This is a genomic window from Sodalis sp. RH22, from assembly GCF_047324165.1.
Classification (GTDB): domain Bacteria; phylum Pseudomonadota; class Gammaproteobacteria; order Enterobacterales; family Enterobacteriaceae; genus Acerihabitans.
Genome location: NZ_CP178731.1, coordinates 3,966,261 through 3,987,900, shown reverse-complemented (window position 1 = coordinate 3,987,900; position 21,640 = coordinate 3,966,261). Strand labels below are relative to the sequence as shown.

General features: G+C 58.8%; 20 protein-coding genes. 15 read left to right on the top strand and 5 right to left on the bottom strand.

The features are described 5' to 3' along the window. The first annotated feature begins 2 nt into the window (after positions 1 to 2). The gene (gene mnmE / locus ACL2XN_RS18120; RefSeq protein ID WP_413721714.1) at positions 3 to 1,367 is read left to right on the top strand and encodes a tRNA uridine-5-carboxymethylaminomethyl(34) synthesis GTPase MnmE; all 1,365 of its coding nucleotides are present in this window, start codon (positions 3 to 5) and stop codon (positions 1,365 to 1,367) included. A gap of 16 nt (positions 1,368 to 1,383) precedes the next feature. After that, complete coding sequence (locus ACL2XN_RS18115; protein WP_413729203.1) at positions 1,384 to 1,668, top strand: CopG family transcriptional regulator; 285 nt, start codon at positions 1,384 to 1,386, stop codon at positions 1,666 to 1,668. 59 nt (positions 1,669 to 1,727) lie between these two features. On the opposite strand, the gene ACL2XN_RS18110 is transcribed toward ACL2XN_RS18115, so the two are convergent. Next, on the bottom strand, positions 1,728 to 2,594 hold the full coding sequence (locus tag ACL2XN_RS18110; RefSeq protein WP_410012929.1) for a LysR substrate-binding domain-containing protein: 867 nt from the start codon (positions 2,592 to 2,594) through the stop codon (positions 1,728 to 1,730). Between the two features lie 108 nt (positions 2,595 to 2,702). Between ACL2XN_RS18110 and ACL2XN_RS18105 the strand changes: the two genes are divergently transcribed. Together ACL2XN_RS18105 and ACL2XN_RS18100 are read left to right on the top strand one after the other, a co-directional pair. Continuing rightward, positions 2,703 to 3,302 carry a LysE family translocator gene (locus tag ACL2XN_RS18105; protein WP_410012928.1) on the top strand — a complete coding sequence of 200 codons (600 nt, stop codon included), beginning with the start codon at positions 2,703 to 2,705 and terminating at the stop codon, positions 3,300 to 3,302. 294 nt (positions 3,303 to 3,596) lie between these two features. Continuing rightward, positions 3,597 to 4,502, top strand: a complete 906-nt coding sequence (locus ACL2XN_RS18100) for an Rpn family recombination-promoting nuclease/putative transposase (protein ID WP_413729202.1) — start codon at positions 3,597 to 3,599, stop codon at positions 4,500 to 4,502. A gap of 148 nt (positions 4,503 to 4,650) precedes the next feature. Here ACL2XN_RS18100 and ACL2XN_RS18095 read toward each other — a convergent pair whose 3' ends face one another. Then, a complete protein-coding gene (locus ACL2XN_RS18095) occupies positions 4,651 to 5,511 on the bottom strand; it encodes an aldo/keto reductase family oxidoreductase (RefSeq protein WP_410012925.1) in 861 nt (286 codons plus the stop codon). A gap of 96 nt (positions 5,512 to 5,607) precedes the next feature. Here ACL2XN_RS18095 and ACL2XN_RS18090 point away from each other — a divergent pair, with 96 nt between their 5' ends. Both ACL2XN_RS18090 and ACL2XN_RS18085 read left to right on the top strand, forming a co-directional pair. After that, complete coding sequence (locus tag ACL2XN_RS18090) at positions 5,608 to 6,501, top strand: LysR family transcriptional regulator (RefSeq protein WP_413721718.1); 894 nt, start codon at positions 5,608 to 5,610, stop codon at positions 6,499 to 6,501. A gap of 400 nt (positions 6,502 to 6,901) precedes the next feature. Further along, on the top strand, positions 6,902 to 9,628 hold the full coding sequence (locus ACL2XN_RS18085; RefSeq protein WP_413729201.1) for a cation-transporting P-type ATPase: 2,727 nt from the start codon (positions 6,902 to 6,904) through the stop codon (positions 9,626 to 9,628). Positions 9,629 to 9,837: 209 nt separating this feature from the next. On the opposite strand, the gene ACL2XN_RS18080 is transcribed toward ACL2XN_RS18085, so the two are convergent. Then, positions 9,838 to 11,157: a ferric reductase-like transmembrane domain-containing protein gene (locus tag ACL2XN_RS18080; RefSeq protein WP_413729200.1), complete on the bottom strand. Its 1,320-nt coding sequence runs from the start codon at positions 11,155 to 11,157 to the stop codon at positions 9,838 to 9,840. Positions 11,158 to 11,629: 472 nt separating this feature from the next. Next, entirely contained in the window at positions 11,630 to 12,538 is a 909-nt protein-coding gene (locus tag ACL2XN_RS18075; RefSeq protein ID WP_410012921.1) for an alpha/beta fold hydrolase, read from the bottom strand. Positions 12,539 to 12,627: 89 nt separating this feature from the next. Between ACL2XN_RS18075 and ACL2XN_RS18070 the strand changes: the two genes are divergently transcribed. The 8 genes from ACL2XN_RS18070 to ACL2XN_RS18035 all read left to right on the top strand — a co-directional run bounded on the left by ACL2XN_RS18070 (position 12,628) and on the right by ACL2XN_RS18035 (position 19,811). Next, positions 12,628 to 13,014, top strand: a complete 387-nt coding sequence (locus tag ACL2XN_RS18070; protein ID WP_413729198.1) for a MerR family transcriptional regulator — start codon at positions 12,628 to 12,630, stop codon at positions 13,012 to 13,014. Between the two features lie 264 nt (positions 13,015 to 13,278). Next, the gene (locus ACL2XN_RS18065) at positions 13,279 to 14,169 is read left to right on the top strand and encodes a glycine betaine ABC transporter substrate-binding protein (RefSeq protein ID WP_410012919.1); all 891 of its coding nucleotides are present in this window, start codon (positions 13,279 to 13,281) and stop codon (positions 14,167 to 14,169) included. Between the two features lie 19 nt (positions 14,170 to 14,188). Then, positions 14,189 to 15,763, top strand: a complete 1,575-nt coding sequence (locus tag ACL2XN_RS18060) for an HAL/PAL/TAL family ammonia-lyase (protein WP_413729197.1) — start codon at positions 14,189 to 14,191, stop codon at positions 15,761 to 15,763. Then, complete coding sequence (locus ACL2XN_RS18055) at positions 15,738 to 16,385, top strand: ABC transporter permease (protein WP_410012917.1); 648 nt, start codon at positions 15,738 to 15,740, stop codon at positions 16,383 to 16,385. Before ACL2XN_RS18060 ends, ACL2XN_RS18055 begins: the two co-directional genes overlap by 26 nt. After that, entirely contained in the window at positions 16,382 to 17,026 is a 645-nt protein-coding gene (locus ACL2XN_RS18050; protein WP_410012916.1) for an ABC transporter permease, read from the top strand. Before ACL2XN_RS18055 ends, ACL2XN_RS18050 begins: the two co-directional genes overlap by 4 nt. 5 nt (positions 17,027 to 17,031) lie before the next feature. Beyond that, on the top strand, positions 17,032 to 17,982 hold the full coding sequence (locus ACL2XN_RS18045) for an ABC transporter ATP-binding protein (RefSeq protein ID WP_410012915.1): 951 nt from the start codon (positions 17,032 to 17,034) through the stop codon (positions 17,980 to 17,982). A gap of 21 nt (positions 17,983 to 18,003) precedes the next feature. Next, entirely contained in the window at positions 18,004 to 19,008 is a 1,005-nt protein-coding gene (locus ACL2XN_RS18040; protein ID WP_410012914.1) for an ornithine cyclodeaminase family protein, read from the top strand. Further along, on the top strand, positions 19,005 to 19,811 hold the full coding sequence (locus ACL2XN_RS18035; protein WP_410012913.1) for a phosphate/phosphite/phosphonate ABC transporter substrate-binding protein: 807 nt from the start codon (positions 19,005 to 19,007) through the stop codon (positions 19,809 to 19,811). The genes ACL2XN_RS18040 and ACL2XN_RS18035 overlap by 4 nt, the downstream gene beginning before the upstream one ends. Here ACL2XN_RS18035 and ACL2XN_RS18030 read toward each other — a convergent pair. Further along, complete coding sequence (locus tag ACL2XN_RS18030) at positions 19,800 to 20,021, bottom strand: DUF1127 domain-containing protein (protein ID WP_410012912.1); 222 nt, start codon at positions 20,019 to 20,021, stop codon at positions 19,800 to 19,802. The genes ACL2XN_RS18035 and ACL2XN_RS18030 overlap by 12 nt on opposite strands. A 193-nt stretch (positions 20,022 to 20,214) precedes the next feature. Between ACL2XN_RS18030 and ACL2XN_RS18025 the strand changes: the two genes are divergently transcribed. Next, positions 20,215 to 21,630 carry a PLP-dependent aminotransferase family protein gene (locus ACL2XN_RS18025; protein ID WP_413723518.1) on the top strand — a complete coding sequence of 472 codons (1,416 nt, stop codon included), beginning with the start codon at positions 20,215 to 20,217 and terminating at the stop codon, positions 21,628 to 21,630. Positions 21,631 to 21,640: the final 10 nt, after the last annotated feature.

Below are 21,640 nucleotides of genomic sequence, written 5' to 3'. Positions count from 1 at the left end.
GTATGAGCCAAATGGATACCATCGTTGCCCAAGCGACGCCGCCCGGACGCGGCGGGGTAGGCATGCTGCGCGTTTCCGGGCCCATGGCCGCGGAGGTGGCGCGCCAGGTGCTCGGCACGTTGCCCAAGCCCCGTTATGCCGATTACCTGCCGTTTCGCGCGGTAGACGGCACCACGCTGGACCAGGGCATCGCACTGTTTTTTCCCGGCCCCCATTCCTTCACCGGCGAGGACGTGCTGGAGCTGCAGGGCCACGGCGGCCCGGTAATACTGGATATGCTGTTAAAACGCATCCTGGCCCTGCCAGGGCTGCGTATCGCCCGTCCGGGAGAGTTCTCCGAGCGCGCGTTTCTCAATGATAAGCTGGATCTGGCCCAGGCCGAGGCCATTGCCGACTTAATCGACGCCAGCTCCGAGCAGGCGGCCCGTTCGGCGGTAAACTCATTACAGGGCGTATTTTCCCAGCGCGTACATCATTTGGTGGAAGCACTTACTAACTTGCGCATCTATGTCGAAGCGGCCATCGACTTCCCGGATGAGGAAATTGATTTCCTTTCCGATGGCAAAATCGAAGGCAGCCTTAACCGCGTCATGGACGACCTGCGCCAGGTACGCTCAGAGGCCCGCCAGGGCAGCCTGCTGCGCGAGGGCATGAAGGTCGTCATCGCGGGGCGGCCCAACGCCGGCAAATCCAGCCTGCTGAACGCCCTGGCCGGGCGCGAGGCGGCTATCGTCACCGCCATCGCCGGCACTACCCGCGACGTGCTGCGCGAACATATCCTGCTCAACGGCATGCCGCTGCATATTATCGACACCGCCGGCCTGCGCGAAGCCGGCGACGAAGTGGAGCGCATCGGCATTGAACGCGCCTGGCGGGAAATCGAGCAGGCCGACCACGTATTGCTGATGGTGGACGGCGCCCGCACCGCCGTTAACGACCCAGACCAGCTGTGGCCGGAACTGATTGCCCGCCTTCCGCCGGCCATGCCGCTGACGGTAATCCGCAATAAGGCCGACCTGACCGGTGAAGCACCGGGTATCACCGAAGTAAATGGCCACTCACTTATTACCCTTTCCGCCCAGTCCGGCGATGGCGTTGATCTGCTGCGCGCGCATTTACAGCAGAGCGTGGGCTTTAACGGCAGCCTTGAGGGCGGGTTCCTGGCCAGGCGGCGGCATTTACAGGCGCTGGATATCGCTGGCGCGCATCTGGTACAGGGTAAAGAACAGTTAGTAAGTGCTTACGCGGGGGAGTTGCTGGCGGAGGAACTGCGGCTGGCGCAGCAGGCGCTCAGCGAAATTACCGGGGAATTCAGCTCGGATGATTTGCTGGGGAGGATATTTTCGAGTTTTTGTATCGGGAAGTGAGAACGGAAAGGTAATCTTGGAAAAAATAACATCTTTTGCTTTGTTGGACGCCATCATGTCAACACCCGCTATCCCTCTCAAAATCGACGACAGGCTTAAAACGCGTGTCAAAGAGTGGGCGGATGCACGCGAGAGTTTTAAGCGGGAAGCCATCGACTCTTGGCATCACTACCAGGAGAGCGGTTTGCATCTGACCGGTGATGAAATCTACGCCTGGCTGCGTGATTGGGGAACAGAAGCGGGCAAGGATAGTCCTGAATGCCACAACTCATCATCTCAGAGCGAACCGCAACCCCGTTAATTCGCCGCCGTGAGTTTATTACCCGAAAATAAACTTTTAAATCAATTGCATATACATTTTTAGCTTCTGTAAGAGGGGACGCCCACGCTATGGCGTATTTGCTGCGCGAGTTCGCTCACTGCACGTGGAAGCTGTCCTTTCGCGTGGTAAAGATTGATGGCGAACGGGGGAAGTTTGGGCAGGTTCTCGCCAAAGGGCAGGATGCTGAGATCGTTCGGAACGGTCGAGGCCAGCCACACCGTTACCGCCAAATCAGCCTGAACCGTGGCCCGTGTCGCATCAATGCTGCCGCTCTCGAACATCGTTCGCCAGGCAAGATCGCATGCGCTGAGCGCCTGCAAAACAACGGGGCGAAAAGCGCAGGTTTCCGCGACCATGGAAACCGGAAGCGGGTTCTTCAGATACGCCGCGCCGCCCTTCGCGCCGACCCAGACCAGACGATCCACCGCCAGGCATTCTCCCCCCGACGTCCCGACCGGCTCCTCGATCAGGGCGAGATCTATTGCGCCATCAGTAATGGCGGTCAACAGTTCAGGGGAAGCAAGACAAACAAGTTTGATATCCACCTGCGGATACGCTTGCGAAAAAGCCTTCAGGATCGGAGGTAGCCAGGTTCCGACCAGATCATAAGGCGCGCCAAGGCGGACGAGGCCATCTATGGGTCCTTCCGCCATCTCGGCCCACAGCTCGTCATTCAAAGTGATAAGGCGCCTTGCCTTTGCCAGGAACCGCTCTCCGTTTGAGGTCAGGCGAAGAGCTCTGTTCTGACGTATAAATAATGCGCCGGATAAGTCCTCCAGCCGGGCAATCTGCTGGCTGACCGCGCTCTGCGTAAGATGCAAAGCATTACCGGCCGCTGTCATGCTGGCGTGATCGGCGACGGCGACGAAGGTGCGAAGTAGAACGATATCGAGATTGCGAGCCATGGCATGCATTATGACTTGTAATGCATGCCATGCACAATATGAGATTCAATTATGCATGGCGCCGCGATAGAGTTCCCCAATACGTTTGAGATGCGTGGGGAGAATTGCATGTCCATCGCTGAGTTTTTGCCATTGGTTCTGTTTGTCATGGTCTCGACGATAACGCCGGGCGGCGCCACGACGTTAGCTACCGCGTCCGGCGCCCATTTTGGCTATCGCCGCTCCTTGCCATTGATGTGCGGAATCGCGGTGGGTCTTGCCGCCATGGCCGCCGGTGCCGCTGCCGGACTAGGAAGCGTTATTTTGGCGTTTCCATCTCTCCAGCTTGCCATGAAGCTCGTCGGCACCCTTTACCTGTTATGGCTCGCATGGAAAATGGCGCGCAGCGGCCCGCCACACCTGCATTCGAACATTGCCAGGCCCACGGGATTCTTCGGCGCGGTCTGGCTGGTCTGGCACAACCCGAAAGGCTGGGCGATGACCTTAGGCGCCGCCGCCTCCTTCGCCTCGCTGGCGGCCGGGCCAATTCATCTCGCCCTCACCCTCGGAGGTTCGTTCGGGCTGGCGGCGATCCTTTCCCTGTCCCTTTGGTGCATCGCCGGCTTGCTACTCGCCCGCCTGCTTCGGACAGATACGCAATGGCATGCGCTCAACGCTTTATTGGGCATTCTGCTCGCTGTGTCCATTATTCCGATGTGGCTAGAATGAATAATACTCTTCGCCTTGAGCGGCGCGGCAAAACACGAGCGGAATAACACTGTCGGTGTTATCGATGAAGAAAGAGAAAATCCACGAAAATCACAAAAAGCCGATCGAACAGCGAAAGTCAGCTATTAAATAATGGCATTATCGCATTAATTTAAAAAATAATTATCAAACATAAAGGGGCGCGTGCATAGACGTTTCATTAAAATGCGCACCTCCCCCCAAATTGATATCGGCCTCCCTCCCCCCGCAATGGCGTTTATATCCTGTATACCATAACGCCGCTACAGTACGCCGATGAAAACATTCCCCACACCCCATGATTCGTTATTCAGGCAATTTTTTAGCGATATCGGCGTCGTAACCGATTTCCTGCACATACATTTGCCCCCGGCGCTGCGGGAAATGTGCGACTTAGGGACGCTGGCCATCACCTCCGGCACCTTTATCGAGGACGACATGAGCACACAGTGCTGCGATATCCTTTACAGCCTGCGTACCACGGCGGGAGCGGGGTATATCTATTGCCTGATTGAGCATCAGTCCAGCGCCGATGAGATGATGGCGTTTCGCCTTCTGCGCTATAGCGTGGCGGCGATGCACCGCCACCTTGCCCAGGGCAATAACACGCTGCCGCTGGTGATACCGCTGTTGTTCTACCACGGGACCCGCAGCCCCTATCCCTACAGCACCCGCTGGCTGGACGGCTTTCACGACCCGGCGTTGGCGCAGGCGCTGTATTGTCAGCCGTTTCCCCTGGTGGATGTGACGGTTATCCCCGACGATGAAATCAAAACCCACCGTAAAGCGGCGTTGCTGGAGTATGTACAAAAGCATATCCGGGACAGGGATATTAACCTTCGGCTGCGGGATATCGCCTTATTGCTGGAGTTGGCGCCTCCCGGCAAAGAGCTGGTGGTATGCCTGATGCACTACCTGGCGCAAGAAGCAAATAGCCTTGACCCGGAGATTTTTTTCCGTAATCTGGGAAGAGATACGCCACGCTACAAGGAGGAGATGATGACCATCGCAGAGCACTGGGTATTGAAAGGACGACAGGAAGGACGAAATGAAGGACGCAGCGAGCGAGATAAAGAAATCGCCCGTAACATGCTGGCCATGGGCCTGGAGCGGGCCACGGTATCACAGGTTACCGGCCTGGGCGACGCGGAGCTTGATGCCCTGGCGGACGCCGGGGCATAAAAGCGACATTTCCGCCCTGGGAACATGCCGCCAGCAGTCTGCCGCTGCCTCTTGATACAACTTATCATGGTGGCTCAATAATGTGAAAACGCCCCACGACCTATCCAGTAGCAAGCTAAGCACAAGACGCGTTTAGCCGCCGACCGCCCTACTGCTCCAGCAACGCGACATCTTCCGCCGATAGCCGCACTTCGGCCGCCGCCAGATTTTCCCGCAGATGCGCCGGCGACGACGTGCCGGGGATCAGCAAAATATTCGGCGAGCGCTGCAACAGCCAGGCCAAAGCCACCTGCATGGGGGTGGCATTCAGCCGGCGCGCGACATCATTGAGCGCCCCGGATTGCAGCGGCGAAAATCCGCCCAGCGGGAAAAACGGCACCAGGGGAATACCCTGGGCGGCAAGCGTATCAATGAGGGCGTCGTCCTGGCGATTAGCGAGATTATAGAAATTCTGCACACAGGCGATGGGGGTGATCTTCCGGGCATCGTCTATCTGCGTTGGCGTGACGTTACTCAGGCCGATATGGCGAATCAGGCCGCGCTGCTTTAACTCGGCCAGCGCGGTAAGCGGCGCTTCCAGGGAGCCCTCCACCGGATGCTGAATATCCAGCATACTGCGCAGGTTCACCACCTCGATCACATCCAGCCCCAGATGACGCAGGTTATCTTCGACCGCTTGAGTGAGCTCTTCCTTTGAAGAGGCCGGATGCCACCCCCCCTTGTCATCCCGGCGCGCGCCTACCTTGGTAACAATACACAGATCGGCGGCATAGGGGTGGAGTGCGTCTTTGATCAGCCGGTTGGTGATGTGCGGCCCATAAAAATCGGAGGTATCAATATGGTTGACGCCGGCGGCCACCGCGTCTTGCAGCACACGCAGGCACATGGCGGGATCCTTGGGTGGGCCGAATACGCCCGGCCCCGCCAGTTGCATGGCCCCATAGCCGATACGGTTGACCTGGCGGTGGCCGAGTTGATAAGTGCCGGCGGCGGTGTTGTTGTTTGTCATAGTGGCTCTCCTGTGCAATATATCCACCATTGTAGGCGCTGCGATCCTGTGCGACTATAGGGTTAAATAGAGACGGGCTGTGCGGGATTCTGGACAATGCAAATCGATCTTGGGCTGCTGAACGCGGTAATGGCAGTGGCCAAAGCCGGCGGTTTCCGGGAAGCGGCCCGGGCCATCAACAGCAATCCCTCGCGCCTGAGCGATGCCGTGCGCCGCGCCGAGCAGCAGCTCGGCGTGCGGTTGTTTAATCGCACCACCCGTTCCGTGGCGCTGACCGCCGCCGGAAAGATGTTATTGGATCGGTTGCTGCCGGCAATGAACGAAGTGGAATCGGCGCTTGATGCCGTCAACGCCTTTCGCGATACCCCCAGCGGCACCCTGCGGTTGAATGTGCCCGTCAGCGCGGTGCGTTTGGTCTTACCCGGCATCATCCCGGCGTTTCTGGCCCGATATCCTGAAATACAGCTCGAAATAATGGCAGACAGCAATGTGGTGGATATCTTTTCCGCCGGCTGCGACGCGGGCATACGCTACGACGAAAAGCTGGAGCAGGATATGATTGCCGTCCCCATCGGCCCCAGGCGACAGCGTTTTGCCGTCGCCGCGGCGCCCGGCTACCTTGACCGCCGGGGCCGGCCGGCGCATCCCCGGGACCTGCTGCGCCACGCGTGCCTGCGCGGTAAATATGCCAGCGGCATCATGCCGGAATGGGAATTTGCCAAAGATGGCGAAAGGGTCAGGGTGCAGCCCTCGGGACCGCTTATCGTAAGCGTAGGGGCGGCGGTGGATCTGGCGGTGGAAGCGGCGGTGGCGGGCATCGGGGTGATCCAGCTGTTCGAAGAGTGGCTGCGTCCCCATCTCGCCAGCGGCGCGCTGGAGCCGATACTGGAATCCTGGTGGACGGATTTCTCCGGTCCTTATCTGTATTACCCGGACCGGCGGCTGGTGCCGGCGCCGCTGCGCGCCTTTATTGATTTTATTCGCGAGTAGCAACAGTAACTCTATATAGCGACATAATAAGTCAGACCATTAATTAATAAAAATTGATATTTAAGAGACTAAAGAATAAATTTATTTAATAAACAGCCGCCCATTTAATATTAATTGTGCTTTTACCGGCAAGCACCGTCCCCGTTCAACCAGGCTCACCGAAAAATATCCGGCCAATTAATTATTACACTCCTGTTAATAAGCTGACCGATCTCTCATTGATAACGGCATGAGGCTGTTATTATTAGGTTACTTTTCATCGCCTTTTTACTACCCAAACGCCGCCGTCGGCCGGGTGTGGCCACGCGGCGGGTCAATGTTATTTCGCTGCGGAATAAAACAACGCGTCATTGTCTTGTAAACATAATCTATTATTTGTTTGCCCTTTGGAGGTCATTACATGGCTACCGCACCGGTAAAACCATCTGTTTCACCAACGAACCCGGACCAAGCCTGGTACAGGCTGGATACGAAGGAAACGTTGCGCCAGCTTGACACCACCGATGCCGGATTAAGCGCGCATGAGGCCGCCGAACGCCTGCGCCGCCATGGCGCCAATGAACTGCCCGCGCGCAAAACCCGGCATCCGTTATTACAATTCCTGGCGCACTTTAATGATGTGCTGATTTATATACTGCTGATTGCGGCGGTATTAAAAGGGATTATGGCGCAATGGGTCGATATGGTCATTATCCTGGCGGTGGCGGTGATTAATGCGCTGATTGGTTTTGTGCAGGAAAGCAACGCTGAAAAATCGCTGAAAAGCATTCAGGGCATGCTGTCCAGCACGGCGGTGGTGATTCGCGCGGGGATTACCCAAACCATTGCAGCCCGGGATTTGGTGCCCGGCGATATCGTCGCCCTGCGCCCGGGCGACAAAATCCCGGCCGACCTGCGGTTATTGGAGGCCCATAACCTGCTGGTGGAAGAGGCCATTCTAACCGGTGAATCGACAGTGGTGGCCAAACATATCGGCGCGATTGATCGGGAGGTGACGATTGGCGATCGCGTTAATTTGCTGTTTTCCGGCACCACCATCAGCGCGGGCACGGCCAAAGGCGTGGTGATAGCCAGCGGCGGCGATACCGAGTTAGGCCATATTAACCAGATGATGGCCGCCATCGATCCGCACCGCACACCGCTGTTGACGCAAATGGATCGCCTGGGCAAAGGCATTTTCATGCTGATCCTGGTGATGATGGGGCTGCTGTTTATCTTCGCTTTTTTCCTGCGCGATATGCCGTTCACCGACTTGCTGCTGGCGCTGATAAGCCTTGCCGTCGCCGCGGTGCCCGAAGGATTGCCGGCGATCATCTCCATTATCCTGTCGCTGGGCGTACAGTCCATGGCGCGGGCGCGGGCGATTATCCGCAAGCTGCCGACGGTGGAAACCCTGGGAGCCATGACCGTGGTCTGCTCCGATAAAACCGGCACGCTGACGATGAATGAAATGACGGTAAAAGCGGTGGTGGTGGCGGATCGCAGCTATCGGGTGGCCGGGGAAAGTTATGAGCCGGTGGGTAAAATTTACCCGCAGGAAAGCGAGCAGGCGGTGGCACTGAGCGAGGATGCCGCCCTGGCGCGCTTTATTACCGCGGTGGAATTGTGTAATGACAGCCAAATCCGGCAGGACGAACGGGGCCTGTGGGGCATTACCGGCGGGCCGACGGAGGGCGCGCTGAAGGTACTGGCCGCTAAGTCCGGCCTGCGGCTTGGCGAGGTCAGCCTGCTGGATAAAATCCCCTTTGACTCCGCGTATAAATATATGGCGACCCGCCATCAGATCGGCGATGAGACCCTGGTTTTCCTTACCGGCGCGCCGGACGTGCTGTTTACCTTCTGTCACCAGGAACTGGCGCAAGAGGGATTACGCCCGTTTCGCCGTGATTTCTGGGAAGAGGAAATGGCGCGCTATGCCAGGCAGGGATTGCGGATGGTGGCCGCCGCCTTTAAACACCCCATACCAGGAGAGACGGGCCTGGAGCATGCGGATATCCAGCGGGGCATGGTATTTGCCGGCATCGCCGGCATGATGGATCCGCCGCGTCCCGAGGCCATCGAAGCCATCGCCCTGTGCCAGCGTGCCGGCATTCGCGTGAAAATGATTACCGGCGACCATCAGGAAACCGCCATGGCCATCGGCGCCATGCTTGGGATCGGCAATGGGGTTGAATCCATTACCGGCAGCCAGCTGGAGCATATGGATGACAACCAGCTGGCCGGCGCCGCGGTGCATTATGATATTTTTGCCCGCACCAGCCCGGAGCATAAGCTGCGGTTGGTCAAAGCGCTGCAGGACAAAGGCGGGGTGGTCGGCATGACCGGCGACGGCGTTAACGATGCACCGGCGCTGAAACAGGCCGATGTGGGTATCGCCATGGGAATTAAGGGTACCGAGGTCACCAAGGAAGCGGCGGACATGGTATTAACCGATGATAATTTCGCCACTATCGCCAACGCGGTTAAAGAAGGGCGACGCGTTTACGACAACCTGAAAAAAACCATCCTGTTTATTTTGCCCACCAACCTGGCGCAAGGGCTGTTGATTATCTTCGCCATCCTGGCCGGCGCGGTGATCCCCCTGACCGCCCTGCAAATATTGTGGGTGAATATGGCCACGTCCACCACGCTGTCGTTCGGCCTGGCCTTTGAACCGGCGGAAAAAGGCGTGATGCTGCGCCCGCCGCGCGATCCCGCCCGGCATGTGCTGGACGGACATGCCATCTGGCGTATCGCTTTTGTCGGCACGCTTATCGCCTGCAGCGCCTTTTGGCTGGAATCATTGCTGCTGCCGCGCGGCTACAGCGGCGAATTTATCCGCACGCTGGTCATGCAGACGCTGGTCACCGCGCAATGGATTTATATGTTCAATTGCCGGGTAATGGACCGCTTCCCATTGAACCGGGAAATATTCCTCAACCGGGGATTATGGCTGGTCACCGGCGTGCTGATAGTGCTGCAACTGGCCATTATCTACCTGCCGTTTATGAATCGGGCGTTCGGCACCGAGCCGCTGCCGGCTTTTTACTGGGGCGTTACCCTGCTGGTCAGCATCGGTATATTCATTATTGTTGAAATTGAAAAATGGGTGTTTGCCCGGTTAAGAACCACGGCTAACGCGGCCTAAGTCCAAAGGCCCGGCCATCGGCGCCGGGCTGGCATACCAAACACAGGATTAACCGGATCTTTTCGTCCCGGCCGTCACTGTAAAAGGGGCGTGCCGGGCAATCATCCATAGACCCGTAAACAGGCGAACAGTAGCGCCAGCATCACGATAATAAGCCCGCTGATCAAAGCCAGCCGTTCGGCGACACGTCGTTGCATAGCCTGTGCTCCTCAAGCGAAGTTATAGCGTTCGGTATGGTATTTGGCCATCGGCACATCCATCTCGGCCAGGGCGTGTTCAATGGCATCCATCATCACGTTCGGCCCGCAAATAAAGTATTCATGCAAATTATACGGCGGCGGCAGGTGGCGCCTGAACAAGGCGGCGTTAATGAAGCCGGTCTCTCCCGTCCAGCCCTCATGGGGGCGGGACAGAACATGCACCAGCGTCAGATCAAGCCGTGCCCGCAAGGCGTCCAGCTCCTCGCGAAAAGTAATGGATTCCCAGTCCTTGCTGCCGTATATCAGTACCACCGGGCGTTTATCGCCACGATCGGCCAGGGTGCGCAACATGCTCATCATGGGGGTAATACCCACGCCCCCGGCAATCAGCACATGCATGTCGGCCGGGTTGCCGATGGTGAATGCTCCGTACGGACCGTCGAGATACACCCGTTGTCCGGCGGTAACCCGGGCGATTTTAGCGGTGAAATCGCCCAAGTTGCGGATCGACATCTCTACGCGTCCGCCTTCCGCCTCCGCGCTGGAGGAGAACGAGAAGGGATGACCAGTAATATTAAACGGACCCTTCCACAGCGTCAGCCAGCCGAACTGGCCCGGCGTAAAACCAAACCCCTTATGTCCCTCCGGCATCATCACCAAGGTGGTGGTGGCGCCGCGTTCGGCTTTCACCTGCGTTACCCGGTAGGGCCGGCGTAGCATAAAAAGAGGTTTTACCAGGCGGACATACAGCAGCAACGCCAGCCAGAACAGCATCAGCCCGCACCACAACGCTTTTTTTACCGGGTCATTAAGATAAAAGCCCCATGCGGCCATATGCAAAAGTCCCGCCGCCACGGCCGCCACAGCCAGGATGATATGGGTGAGGTGCCACACCTCATAGCTGAGCCTGAGTTTCACCCGCCATAGCGCCATGACGATCAGGGCAATCAGCGAATAGGTGGATATCGCCGCCAGCCTAGCGCGCCAGGGGGCCGCGAAAAAATTAAGCAGCGCAAGCAGCTCCGGGCGGATAATAAACAAAATCAGCGGATGGGCCAGCACCAGGCCAAGGGCGATTAACGAGATGCGCCGGTGGAAATGATAGATAACATCCTCGCCCCAGGGTTTGGTTACCCAGCGAAAGCGCGCCGTCAGGCCGAATTGCAGCCCCATGATCGCTAATCCCGAATATCCCAGGGCCATGGATAACTCGGTCCAGAAATCACGCGCGGGCGGCAGCGAGCCTAACAGCAGGACAAACAGCGGAGCCGAAATAAAGAACAGATAAACCAGCAGCCACAGGCTATTACGCAGCGCAAAGGTAAGCATGGTTAACTCCCCGCACAGATCATTATTATCAGATTTCGGTCAGTATAAGCCTGTTTAACCTGGCAAAAATTGCGTCAGCTCTCCGTTTGTAAATAATCTCTATTAAAAAATAGAATTCATCTCGAGTAAAATTAAATTGTGATCGCGGTACGGAATAAGAGTAATTATTCTTAATATTCCAATGGCAGAGAGAGTTAAATAAATAACCTTGTTATTAATATTCCATTGATCATTTTATTTATAAGCTTTTTTTATCGTTTATCCGGGTGGCATAACGCATTTTTATAATATTACCGCCGGTCGCAATGATGGCGTCAGACGTCCCCGGCCAGCGCCGTTACCCGCTGGTAAATAACGAAGATACTTGCCGCTGAGCCAGAAACTAATACATGCCGCCGGGCATTTTAGCCCCGCGGCATGGCAGAACGTAATCACCCGCGCGTTGTTCATGCGGCCATCCCGTCAAACGGGCTTAGCGCGGCAACGTCTTATCGGTAAAGGCGGACAGATCGCGGTTAAAGCGCTCCGGCTCCTCGATAAAAGGCGCATGGCCCGAATTGGCGTAAAGCTTCTTTTGTATCGCCGGATTCAGCGCCTGCGCGCGGGCCATGGTCGTCGTTGGCCGCACTAGCGCGTCCCGGGCGCCATAAATCAGCAGCACCGGCACCCGGACCTTGCCCAGGGCCCTGGCCGCATCGACCGTTATCGACATCACGGCTCGCTGCATATCCCATGAGGCCATGGCGGCATTGGCGTATAGACGCCCGAAAGTGGCCGCGTCCGGCTGGGTATAGAAGCACAGGCTGAGGAAATCACGCACGGCGTCGAGGTGGGTCTTTAAATCAGGCGCATTCAAATCGCGATAGACCGCAGGATGCGGCGGTAGCTGATCGGGCTTAAGTTCAATCACGCCGTCAACATAAACCGCGCCGGCGATAGGACTATCGCCGTACTCTTCCAGATAATTGGAGATAACGACCCCGCCCAGCGACCACCCCACCAGCACCGGTTTTCGCGCATGCGACGTTTTGATGACCGCGGCGAGATCTTCCGCCCAGCGCCGTCCGTCGGTGTAAGACGCGGCGTCGGTGGGCTTACCGGACAGGCCGTGGCCGCGCATATCGTAGGTAATCAGACGATAGCGCGCAAGCTGCGGGCTGTTGATTTGCCCCTCCCAGTTAAGATGGCTGCCAAGCAGGCCGTGGATAAAAATAATGGCGGCGCCGTCGGGATTGCCCGCTTCCTGGACGGCTATTTTTACGCCGTCCGGCGCGGTAATAGTGTAGTTTTTCGTGTCGGCAAGCGCTGCCGGGGAAAAAGTGAACAGCGTGGCGGTCACCACCAGCGCGGACAAGATGCGGCTAAACGTAAATGTGGACATAAGCAATGCTCTTCGGTTGGACAAGAGCCCACAGACTCAACCCTCACACTGATGTCAGGGTCAAGGTAAAAATGTGCTATGCTGTTGCCATGAATAAAACGATTACGCCAGACTCGCTGACCGTTGGCCAGCTCGCGCGCGCAACCGGCGCCAGCGTCCGCTCTATCCGCCACTACGATGAGCAGGGGTTGCTCACGTCCATCCGCACCTGTAACGGCTACCGGTCATTTCCCCCGGCGGCGGTGGCTCAGGTCAGGCAGATCCAGCGCATGATCGCCACCGGCTTTAGCCTGGCGGAGATCCGCGCGTTCCCCGACTGCATGCGGATGATCGAAGGGGCGAGCGCCTGCCCCCAGACCACCGAGGTCCAGCGCAAGCGCCTGGATTCCATCGAGCGCCAGATAGCCGACCTCGAGCGCCGCCGCGCGCGCCTGCTCAAGACGCTGGCCGAGGGCGTTATCCCTCCCCTGGACTGATTTTCTTGCGGCTGGTCATCCCGACCGATCCGATCTGTCTTTGCTACTAACGCTATAACTTATGGCGAAAACGAATTTCACCCGCGCGGTGTTTATGCGCTACTTTCGAAGGGCCGTTCTCATATGCTGGTGCAATTGCGCGTGTTTACTCCGCGACAATAGCGGCTGATGGGCCTAAGCCAATGAGTATTGATGTTTTATATTGTTGGCATAGAAATTGTATATACCTGTCTATTCACACAACTCATTCTACTCTGGAAAAAAATGCGCATAACCCCCCTTAAGCAGATGGTATTTTTCATTGCCGGATTAAGCGCCTTAGCGTCAGCGGCCCAGGCAGCGGATTTTATCGTCGGCAGCAAGAGCTTTACCGAACAGTATATTCTGGCGGAAATCTATGCCTCGGCATTGGAGCAGGCGGGCATTCCGGTTGAACGCAAAATTAACCTGGGCGGCACGCTGATAGCGCAGGCGGCGCTGGTAAAAGGCGATATCGATATGTATCCCGAATACACCGGTACCGCCCTGAGCGCGGTGGTGAAAGGTGAATTGTCATCCGACCCGGACAAAGTCTACCAGCAGGTCAAAACCGCCTACGCCGAGAGATATCAGCTTACCTGGCTGGCCCCGGCCAGGCTGAACAATGGCTATGCTCTGCTGGTCAGTAAAGCCACCGCCGATAAATATCGCTTAAAAACCCTCTCCGATCTCGCCAAGGTGGCGCCGCAACTGACCATCGGCGCGGGGGCGGAGTTCGGCGATCGCCAGGACGGCCTGAAAGGACTGGAGCAGGTTTACGGCATTAAATTCAAATCCTTCCGCCAGTTCGCTAAAGTCGGCCTGCGCTATGATGCACTGGCCGCCGGACAGATCGATGTCGCCAACGGTTTCGCCACCGACTGGCAAATCGCCGACGGACAATATGTCTCGCTTGCGGACGATAAGCATCTCTTCCCACCGTATTTCGTCGCCCCGGTGGTCCGCGACCAGGCGCTAAAGGCCTATCCCAACGCGGAAGCGGCGCTTAATAAGGTCAGCGCGCTGCTTGATAACGCCACCATGCAAAAACTTAACGCCGCGGTGGAAAAAGACAAAGAAGAACCGGCCGACGTCGCGCAAGCGTTTCTGCGTGAAAAAGGCATTGTGAAACCCTGACAACCGGGCAAAAGTGATCATGACGTTTCATCTCGGTGGCGACAGTGCTTTAACCGTGGCAACGCTTGCGCGCATAGCGCGGGAAAATCAGCCGGTGGCGTTTAGTCCGGCGGCGCTTGAGCGCATAAAAAACGGCTTTTCTTTTCTTTACCAGCGCATAGACGCCGGCGATCGGATCTACGGCGTGACCACCGGCCTGGGCGCCGGCGTGGATACCGCGGTGCTCAATGGCGCCGACGGGCGCCGGGATAGCGCGCGCCTGCACGCCATCCAGCAGCGTATTCCACTGGCGCGCGCGGTAGGCGTCGGCCCGCTTGCCGATAGCGTACAGGTCAGGGCAATGATGCTGGCGCGGCTTGCCGGCATTGCCGAAGGGTATTCCGGCATCTCATTGCCGAGCGCGCAGGCCTTACTTAATTTATTAAATCTTGGCGTGCATCCGCAGGTGCCATTGCTGGGTTCGATCGGCGAAGCCGATCTGGCGCCGCTGGCGCATATCGGCTGCGCGCTGGCGGGCGACGGAGAGGCGGAATACCGGGGACAGGTCACCGATATCCGCGCGCTGGCGCGCACCCTGGGTTTCACCCTGCCGGCTCTGACCGGCAAGGATGGACTGGCGCTGGTTTCCTCCAATGCGGCAAGCGTCGGCCTGGCCGCCTTGCTGCTGGCCGATATTGCCCAACTGGTTAACGTCCAGGCCGGCGCCATTGCCCTGTCGTTCGAAGCGTTCCGCGCCAACATCTCCCCGCTGTCGTCATGGGCCAGCCGTATCCGCCGGCTGCCGGGAGGAGCGGAATGCGCGTCCCATCTGCTGTCGCTGCTGGCCGGCGGTGTTTTATGCCAGCCCGGCGGCGCGCGTCTGCTGCAAGACCCGCTGAGCTTCCGTTGCGCGGCGTCGGTGCTGGCAAGCGTCTATCAGGCCTTCAACCTGGCCCGGCAGGCGACTGAACTTGAGCTGAACAGCGCTGATGATAATCCGGCCCTGATAGCCGAGGCCGGGATGGTGTTGGCCAACGCCAATTTTGACGCCACGCATTTGGCGCTGGCATTTGAAGCCCTGGGTTTGGCGCTGGCGCGCCAGGCCAGCTGCGCCGCTGAACGCATGATGAAACTGATGTCCGAGGGGGCCAGCGGGCTGCCGCGCTTCCTGACGCCGCACCGCGGGCAGACGGGGTTTGCCACGCTGCAAAAAACCATTTCCGCGCTGACCGGCGATATTGTGCATCAGGCCAATCCGCTGTCCGCTATCACCATACCGGTGGCCGATCGGGTGGAGGACTACGCCTCGCAGGCCATGGCCGTCATCAGTAAAACGGCGCGCCTGGTGGAAAGCCTGCGCTATCTGGTAGCCATTGAATTGATGGTGGCGGCGCAGGCCGTCGATTTGCGCCAGGACCCACAGGCGCGGCTTGGCCAGGGCAGCGCGGCCGTTTATGCCCGCGTGCGCGGACGGGTCGCCGTATTGGTTCAGGATCGCTCCACCGCCCGCGATATTGAAAATCTGGCTAAGGCCATTACCGCCCCCGGCTGGCTGAACGCCGGCGAACAGCTTCTGGAGACTGAGTGCCATGCGTTGGGCTCCCAAACACCTTGATGATATCGGCCTGGCCTTATGGCAACATCTTTACCTGGTGGGCATATCGATAAGCGGCGCCTTCATCATCGCCATGATATTAGGCATCTGGAGCGCCCGCCGGCCCAAAACCTATGCGCTGGTGCTGACCTTCACCGGCATGCTGTTTTCCATTCCCAGCCTGGCGCTGTTCGCGCTGTTTATTCCATGGCTGGGAATTGGCCTGCTGCCGGCGATTGTCGGCCTCACCGCCTACGCGCTGATGATCATGGTGCGTAATATCGCTACCGGCTTTCACGCCATTGCGCCCGACGTGCTGAATGCGGCGCGCGGTATGGGTTATGGCTACTGGCGCATGCTGTGGGAGATTGAGCTGCCGCTGGCGCTGCCGTTTATTATCACCGGGCTGCGCATCGCCACCACCACTCTTATCGGCATCGCCACGGTGGCCGCCTATATTAACGCGGGCGGTCTGGGCACCATTATTTTCGCCGGGCTGGACCAGCGTTATCCGGAAAAAATCCTGGTGGGCGGCGGCCTGACCTCTTTGCTGGCCATCGGTGTCGACGCGCTGTTCCTGCTGCTGCAACGGCGCCTGGCGCGACGCGTCCATGCCGTCGTTCGCGTGGAGGCAAACGCATGATTTTTTTGGATGCGTGGCGCTGGATTGCGGCTAATCCGGATCAGTTCCTCGACGCCCTGCGCCAACACCTGGTGATGTGCGGGCTGGCGCTGTTGTTTTCGCTGCTGCTGGCTATTCCGATTGGGGTGAAAGTGGCGGCCTCGCCACGCGCCACGTTTATCGCCACCAATATCGCCAGCACCCTGAGAACCATTCCCAGCCTGGCGATCCTGGCGGCGGCGCTGCCGTTTTTGGGCATCGGGCTGCTGCCGTCGGTGGTGGCGCTGGTGATTCTCGCCCTGCCGCCGATCCTGCTGAATACCTGCACCAGCATTCAGGCGGTGGATAACGACACGCTCTCCGCCGCCAAGGGAATGGGGCTGACGCGCGCGCAAACAACGCGCCGGGTCATTCTGCCGCTGGCGGCGCCCGGCATTCTGGCGGGCGTGCGTACGGCCGCCGTGCAGGTGATCGGCGGCGCGGCGCTGGCCTCCTTTATCGGCGGCGGCGGGCTGGGTGATTTTGTCACCACCGGCATCGCCATTATGGATATGTCGCGCCTGCTGGTGGGCGCCATCCCCATCATCCTGTTGGCCATCGGCGCCGAACTGCTGTTCGGCGCCGTTGAAAAAATCGGGTTCAAACACGTCCCTAAAGGGTAAACCCCATGATCAGACTGGAAAATATTACCAAGATTTATCCCGGGACAACGGCAAAAGCGGTATTTGACCTGACGCTTGAGATTCCGGAAGGTTCCACCACCGCGCTGATTGGCCCCTCCGGCTGCGGAAAAACCACCACCATGCGGCTGATTAACCGGCTGGAGGACGCCACCCGGGGACGCGTCTTCGTTAATGGCGAAGATGTGACCGCCGTCGATCCCGTGCAACTGCGCCGCCAGATCGGGTATGTTATCCAGAACGTCGGCCTGTTTCCGCATATGAACATCGCGGACAATATCGCCACCGTGCCGCGTCTACTGGGCTGGGATCGCCGCAAAACCGACGCGCGTGTCGATGAGTTGCTGCATCTGGTCGGTCTCGATCCCGTCGATCGCGGCCGCTATCCGGCGGAACTGTCGGGCGGACAGCGCCAGCGCGTCGGGGTGGCCAGGGCGCTGGCGGCCGACCCGCCGGTCATGCTGATGGATGAGCCCTTCGGGGCCATCGATCCGCTGGTACGCGGCCGGTTGCAAAACGAATTTAAGCAAATCCTGCAGCGGGTTAAGAAAACCGTGGTAATTGTGACCCACGATCTCGACGAAGCCATCAAGATGGGCGATCGCATCGCCATTATGCGCGACGGTAAACTCTGTCAGTACGACACGCCCGCGGCTATCCTCAGCAAACCGGCCGATGACTTTGTCGCCGCGTTTATCGGCAGCGACGCGTCGTTAAAACTGCTGGCGCTGACGCCGGTCGGTCATGCGATGACGCCCGGCGCCCAAAGCGGCTATACCCTCTCGGTCAACGCCCGGGCGAGCCTGAAAGACGTGCTGGCCCTGATGCTGGCCCAGGATGCGCCAGGCGTGCGCATTACCGATGACCAACACCAGGTGCTGGGGGAATTAAACCGTCAGCAGCTTTTTCATTATCAGCAAACATTGCTTGCGGCCTGAGCGCCGGACTAAGGGAATTAAATGACTGCACACGTTAATATCAGTTACCTCAATGGCCCGGACATCCAGCAACTGGCGATGACCGACAGCGAAATCCTCGCCGCCGTCGAAGCCGGACTGCTGGCGCAGGGGCAAAACCAAACGGTCATCGAGCCCCGCATGCACCTGATCCCCGATCCGGCGTTTAACGGCCATTTCAACGTACTGCGCGGCTATATCGCGCCGCTTAACCTGGCGGGCGTGAAGGTGGTGGGCGACTACGTGAATAACTACCAACTGGGCCTGCCGTCCGAGATGGCGATGCTCAATCTATTTAACCCGCGCACCGGCATGCCGGTGGCCATCATGGACGCATCGGCCATTACCGATATGCGCACCGGAGCGATTACCGCGCTGGGCGCCCGCCATCTGGCGCGTAAAAACAGCAAAATACTCGGGCATATCGGCGCGCGCGGCACCGCTTACTGGAATGTACGCCTGCTGGACAGTCTGTATGACTTCGATGAAATCCGCGTTCACTCCCGCCGTCCGGAAAGTCGCAACGCCTTCGCGCAGCGCCTGGAACAGGATTTGGGCAAAAAGATTATCGTCACCGCCGATTGGGAAAGCTGTGTGCGCAATGCGGATATCGTGGTCGAGGCGTCACGGCTGGAAAAGCCGGCGCCCATGCTGAAAACCGCCTGGATCAAACCCGGCGCATTGGTCGTGCCCTACGGCACGATGAGCGCGGTTGAGCTGTCGCTGACCGACATCATGGATAAACTGGTGGTGGATGATTGGGGCCAGTGCAAAGGCGGCATGTTTGGCTCCCTGCGGGCGCACGTTGAAGCCGGCAAGCTTAGCGGGGAAACGCTGCATGGCGAATTGGGCCAGATCGTCGCCGGTGTTAAAAGCGGACGCGAGAACGACGATGAAACTATCCTGTTCTGGCATCGCGGTCTGTCGCTCAGCGATATTGCCCTGGGTCATGCGATGCTGGAAAAGGCGCGCAGGCTTGGTATCGGACAGGAGTTACGCTACGCATGATCGCCAACGGACGTATGTATTCGGTCACCGCGGCGGCGGCGGCGGGCTGGAAAACGCTGCTGCAGGCGGTCTACCGGCGCGCCGGCATCTCTGGGGAAGTGATTGATTATCCGGCCCCTGCCCCGCTGGAAGCGCTATGGCAACGTCCGGATCTGGCCGGGGTATTTATGTGCGGCCTGCCGTTTTCGCTCGGGCTGTTTCCCGTCGTGGCCATTGCCGCGCCGGTTCCGCTGCATTCGCTGCCCGATGGCCCCGGCAGCTACCGCAGCCGCCTGATCGTCGCCCGCGATGCGCCCTACCGGCAATTGCGGGATACCTTCGGCGGGCGCCTGGCGTTTACCAACCCGGAATCGCACTCCGGCTACAGCGCCCTGCGCTTTCACCTGCTGCCGTTCCTGCGCCCCGGGCAAACCACATTGTATCGCGAAACCACCGGCCCGCTGGTGACCCCGCGCCGGGTCGTGGAGGCCGTCGCCGGCGGCGACGCCGATATCGGCCCGGTGGACAGCTATGCCTATGAACTGCTGGCGCGCGACGAGCCGGCGCTGATAGAAAAAGTACGGGTGATAGATCACACCGCGCCGGCTCCGATGCCCCTGCTGGTGGCGTCGGCTTCACTGCCGCCGGCCGCGCTTGCCGCCCTGCAACGCGCGTTTATCGCCTTAGCCCAGGACAGTAACGGCTCCGCGCTGCTGGCGGCCCTGCAGCTGCAAGGATTTAAGATCCCCGACCCACGCGACTATCAGTTGCTGGCGCGGCGGGCAGCCGCCGCTGAACAGGCGGGATACCGGCTACTGCGCTGACGGGCCGCGCTCATCTTTATACGGCAGGTCATCACGGGTAAGGCCGATGTCCCGCAATTGCGCGTCATTAAGCGACCTCAGCGCCTTGCGGCTGCGGGAGTGTCGCCGCCACTGTTGATACCGGCCATATAACCGCCGCCACCAGCCGGTATTGCCGCAAGCGATGCGCTCAGGCGCGTTATCAGGGTCCGCCGTAATAAGATTCTTCATGGCTGTCGTCCATCCGCAATTGATGGCAACAGCATGAATCCTTTGCCTAAAAACGAGTAGATTCAACCGATTAATGGTTTGTCATAGACAGATGGCGTCACCATGACACATTATGTTATTTATAGAGGCCATCTGTATCCTTTTCCTGGCTGACCGCTACCAACATGGGTTAATTGACGACACGCATATGGCTATGACCCGCTACCACAATCTGGCTGCCCTGCTGGGCCAGCGTATTGAACAAGGTTTATATCCCATCGGTGTTCGCCTGCCCTCTATCAGGGTGCTCAGCAAAGAGCACGGGGTCAGCATCACCACCGTACAGCAGGCTTACCGCGAGCTTGAAGAACAACAGCTGGTCGAGGCACGGGCTAAATCCGGCTATTTTGTCGCTCACCGCAAACTGCGCCCCGGCCTGCCCGCCGGTTGTGATATGACCCAATGCTCGCTGGCCATCCCGCAGTGGGACCTGGTGCTTGGCATGGCCGGCCCGGCGCAGGCGGGCGAGACGGCCTTTGGGACCGCCGCGCCCGACGTTACCGCCAGTAGCCTCAAGCCGTTAACCCGGGCGTTGAGCCATGTGAGCCAGCGGCAACACCTGCGGACGTTCGATGACGAGGATATCCGGGGTAGCGTTGAGCTGCGCGGGCAAATCGCCCGGCTGATGATTGACGGCGGCAGCCGCATGGATGCCGGCAACATCCTGATTACCGACGGCGGCCGGGAAGCGCTGTCGATTGCGATTCGCTGCGTCTGCAAGCCAGGGGATCTGGTGGCGGTGGAAAAACCTTGTTTCCCGGCCGGTTTGCAACTGTTGCACGGACTGGGCATGCATATCCTGGAAATCCCCACCGACCCGGTAACGGGCATCAGCGTCGAGGCGCTGGAACTGGCGCTGGAGCAATGGCCGGTAAAAGCCATCCTGGTCACGCCCACGGGGCAAAACCCGCTGGGCTGCCATATGCCGATCGCGCGCCGCAAGGCGCTGCTGGAGCTGGCTCAGGGACATGATGTGGCCATCGTTGAAGACGATGTCTACGGCGAGCTGTCTTATCCCTATCCCCGGCCGGCCACGATTACGTCAATGGATTTTTCCGGCAATGTGCTGTTATGCAGCTCCTTTTCCAAAACCCTTGCGCCGGGCTTAAGGGTCGGCTGGCTTGCCCCCGGCAGCTATATGAACCGCGCCGTCCATATGAAATATATCGGCACCGGCCCCACCGCCAGCCTGCCGCAGCTGGCCATCGCCGATTTTATCAGGCAGGGGCATTACCTCAAGCATGTCAGGCGTATGCGTGGCCAGTACCAGCATAATCGGGATGTGATAACCGGATGGGTGACGGATTATTTTCCCTGCGGTACGCGGGTAAGCCGCCCGCAGGGGGGCTTTTTATTATGGATTGAGCTGGATCGCCGTATCGATGCCCAGCGACTGAACCAGGCATTATCAGACCAGGCGGTTTCCATAGCCATCGGCGCGGTGTTTTCCGCCGCCGGTAAATATGACAACTGCCTGCGGATAAATTACGCGCGCCCGCTTTCAGACGAGATAAAGCAGGCCATACGGCAGATCGGTATGAAGGTTCAGCAGTTGCTGGAGCAACCCTGATTTCGTCCGG

Excerpts from the sequence above, each read along its gene's own strand:
- mnmE (WP_413721714.1), top strand. The coding sequence starts at position 3 with ATGAGCCAAATGGATACCATCGTTGCCCAAGCGACGCCGCCCGGACGC.
- ACL2XN_RS18110 (WP_410012929.1), bottom strand. The coding sequence starts at position 2,594 with ATGGCTCGCAATCTCGATATCGTTCTACTTCGCACCTTCGTCGCCGTC.
- ACL2XN_RS18105 (WP_410012928.1), top strand. The coding sequence starts at position 2,703 with ATGTCCATCGCTGAGTTTTTGCCATTGGTTCTGTTTGTCATGGTCTCG.
- ACL2XN_RS18100 (WP_413729202.1), top strand. The coding sequence starts at position 3,597 with ATGAAAACATTCCCCACACCCCATGATTCGTTATTCAGGCAATTTTTT.
- ACL2XN_RS18095 (WP_410012925.1), bottom strand. The coding sequence starts at position 5,511 with ATGACAAACAACAACACCGCCGCCGGCACTTATCAACTCGGCCACCGC.
- ACL2XN_RS18090 (WP_413721718.1), top strand. The coding sequence starts at position 5,608 with ATGCAAATCGATCTTGGGCTGCTGAACGCGGTAATGGCAGTGGCCAAA.
- ACL2XN_RS18085 (WP_413729201.1), top strand. The coding sequence starts at position 6,902 with ATGGCTACCGCACCGGTAAAACCATCTGTTTCACCAACGAACCCGGAC.
- ACL2XN_RS18080 (WP_413729200.1), bottom strand. The coding sequence starts at position 11,157 with ATGCTTACCTTTGCGCTGCGTAATAGCCTGTGGCTGCTGGTTTATCTG.
- ACL2XN_RS18075 (WP_410012921.1), bottom strand. The coding sequence starts at position 12,538 with ATGTCCACATTTACGTTTAGCCGCATCTTGTCCGCGCTGGTGGTGACC.
- ACL2XN_RS18070 (WP_413729198.1), top strand. The coding sequence starts at position 12,628 with ATGAATAAAACGATTACGCCAGACTCGCTGACCGTTGGCCAGCTCGCG.
- ACL2XN_RS18065 (WP_410012919.1), top strand. The coding sequence starts at position 13,279 with ATGCGCATAACCCCCCTTAAGCAGATGGTATTTTTCATTGCCGGATTA.
- ACL2XN_RS18060 (WP_413729197.1), top strand. The coding sequence starts at position 14,189 with ATGACGTTTCATCTCGGTGGCGACAGTGCTTTAACCGTGGCAACGCTT.
- ACL2XN_RS18055 (WP_410012917.1), top strand. The coding sequence starts at position 15,738 with ATGCGTTGGGCTCCCAAACACCTTGATGATATCGGCCTGGCCTTATGG.
- ACL2XN_RS18050 (WP_410012916.1), top strand. The coding sequence starts at position 16,382 with ATGATTTTTTTGGATGCGTGGCGCTGGATTGCGGCTAATCCGGATCAG.
- ACL2XN_RS18045 (WP_410012915.1), top strand. The coding sequence starts at position 17,032 with ATGATCAGACTGGAAAATATTACCAAGATTTATCCCGGGACAACGGCA.
- ACL2XN_RS18040 (WP_410012914.1), top strand. The coding sequence starts at position 18,004 with ATGACTGCACACGTTAATATCAGTTACCTCAATGGCCCGGACATCCAG.
- ACL2XN_RS18035 (WP_410012913.1), top strand. The coding sequence starts at position 19,005 with ATGATCGCCAACGGACGTATGTATTCGGTCACCGCGGCGGCGGCGGCG.
- ACL2XN_RS18030 (WP_410012912.1), bottom strand. The coding sequence starts at position 20,021 with ATGAAGAATCTTATTACGGCGGACCCTGATAACGCGCCTGAGCGCATC.
- ACL2XN_RS18025 (WP_413723518.1), top strand. The coding sequence starts at position 20,215 with ATGACCCGCTACCACAATCTGGCTGCCCTGCTGGGCCAGCGTATTGAA.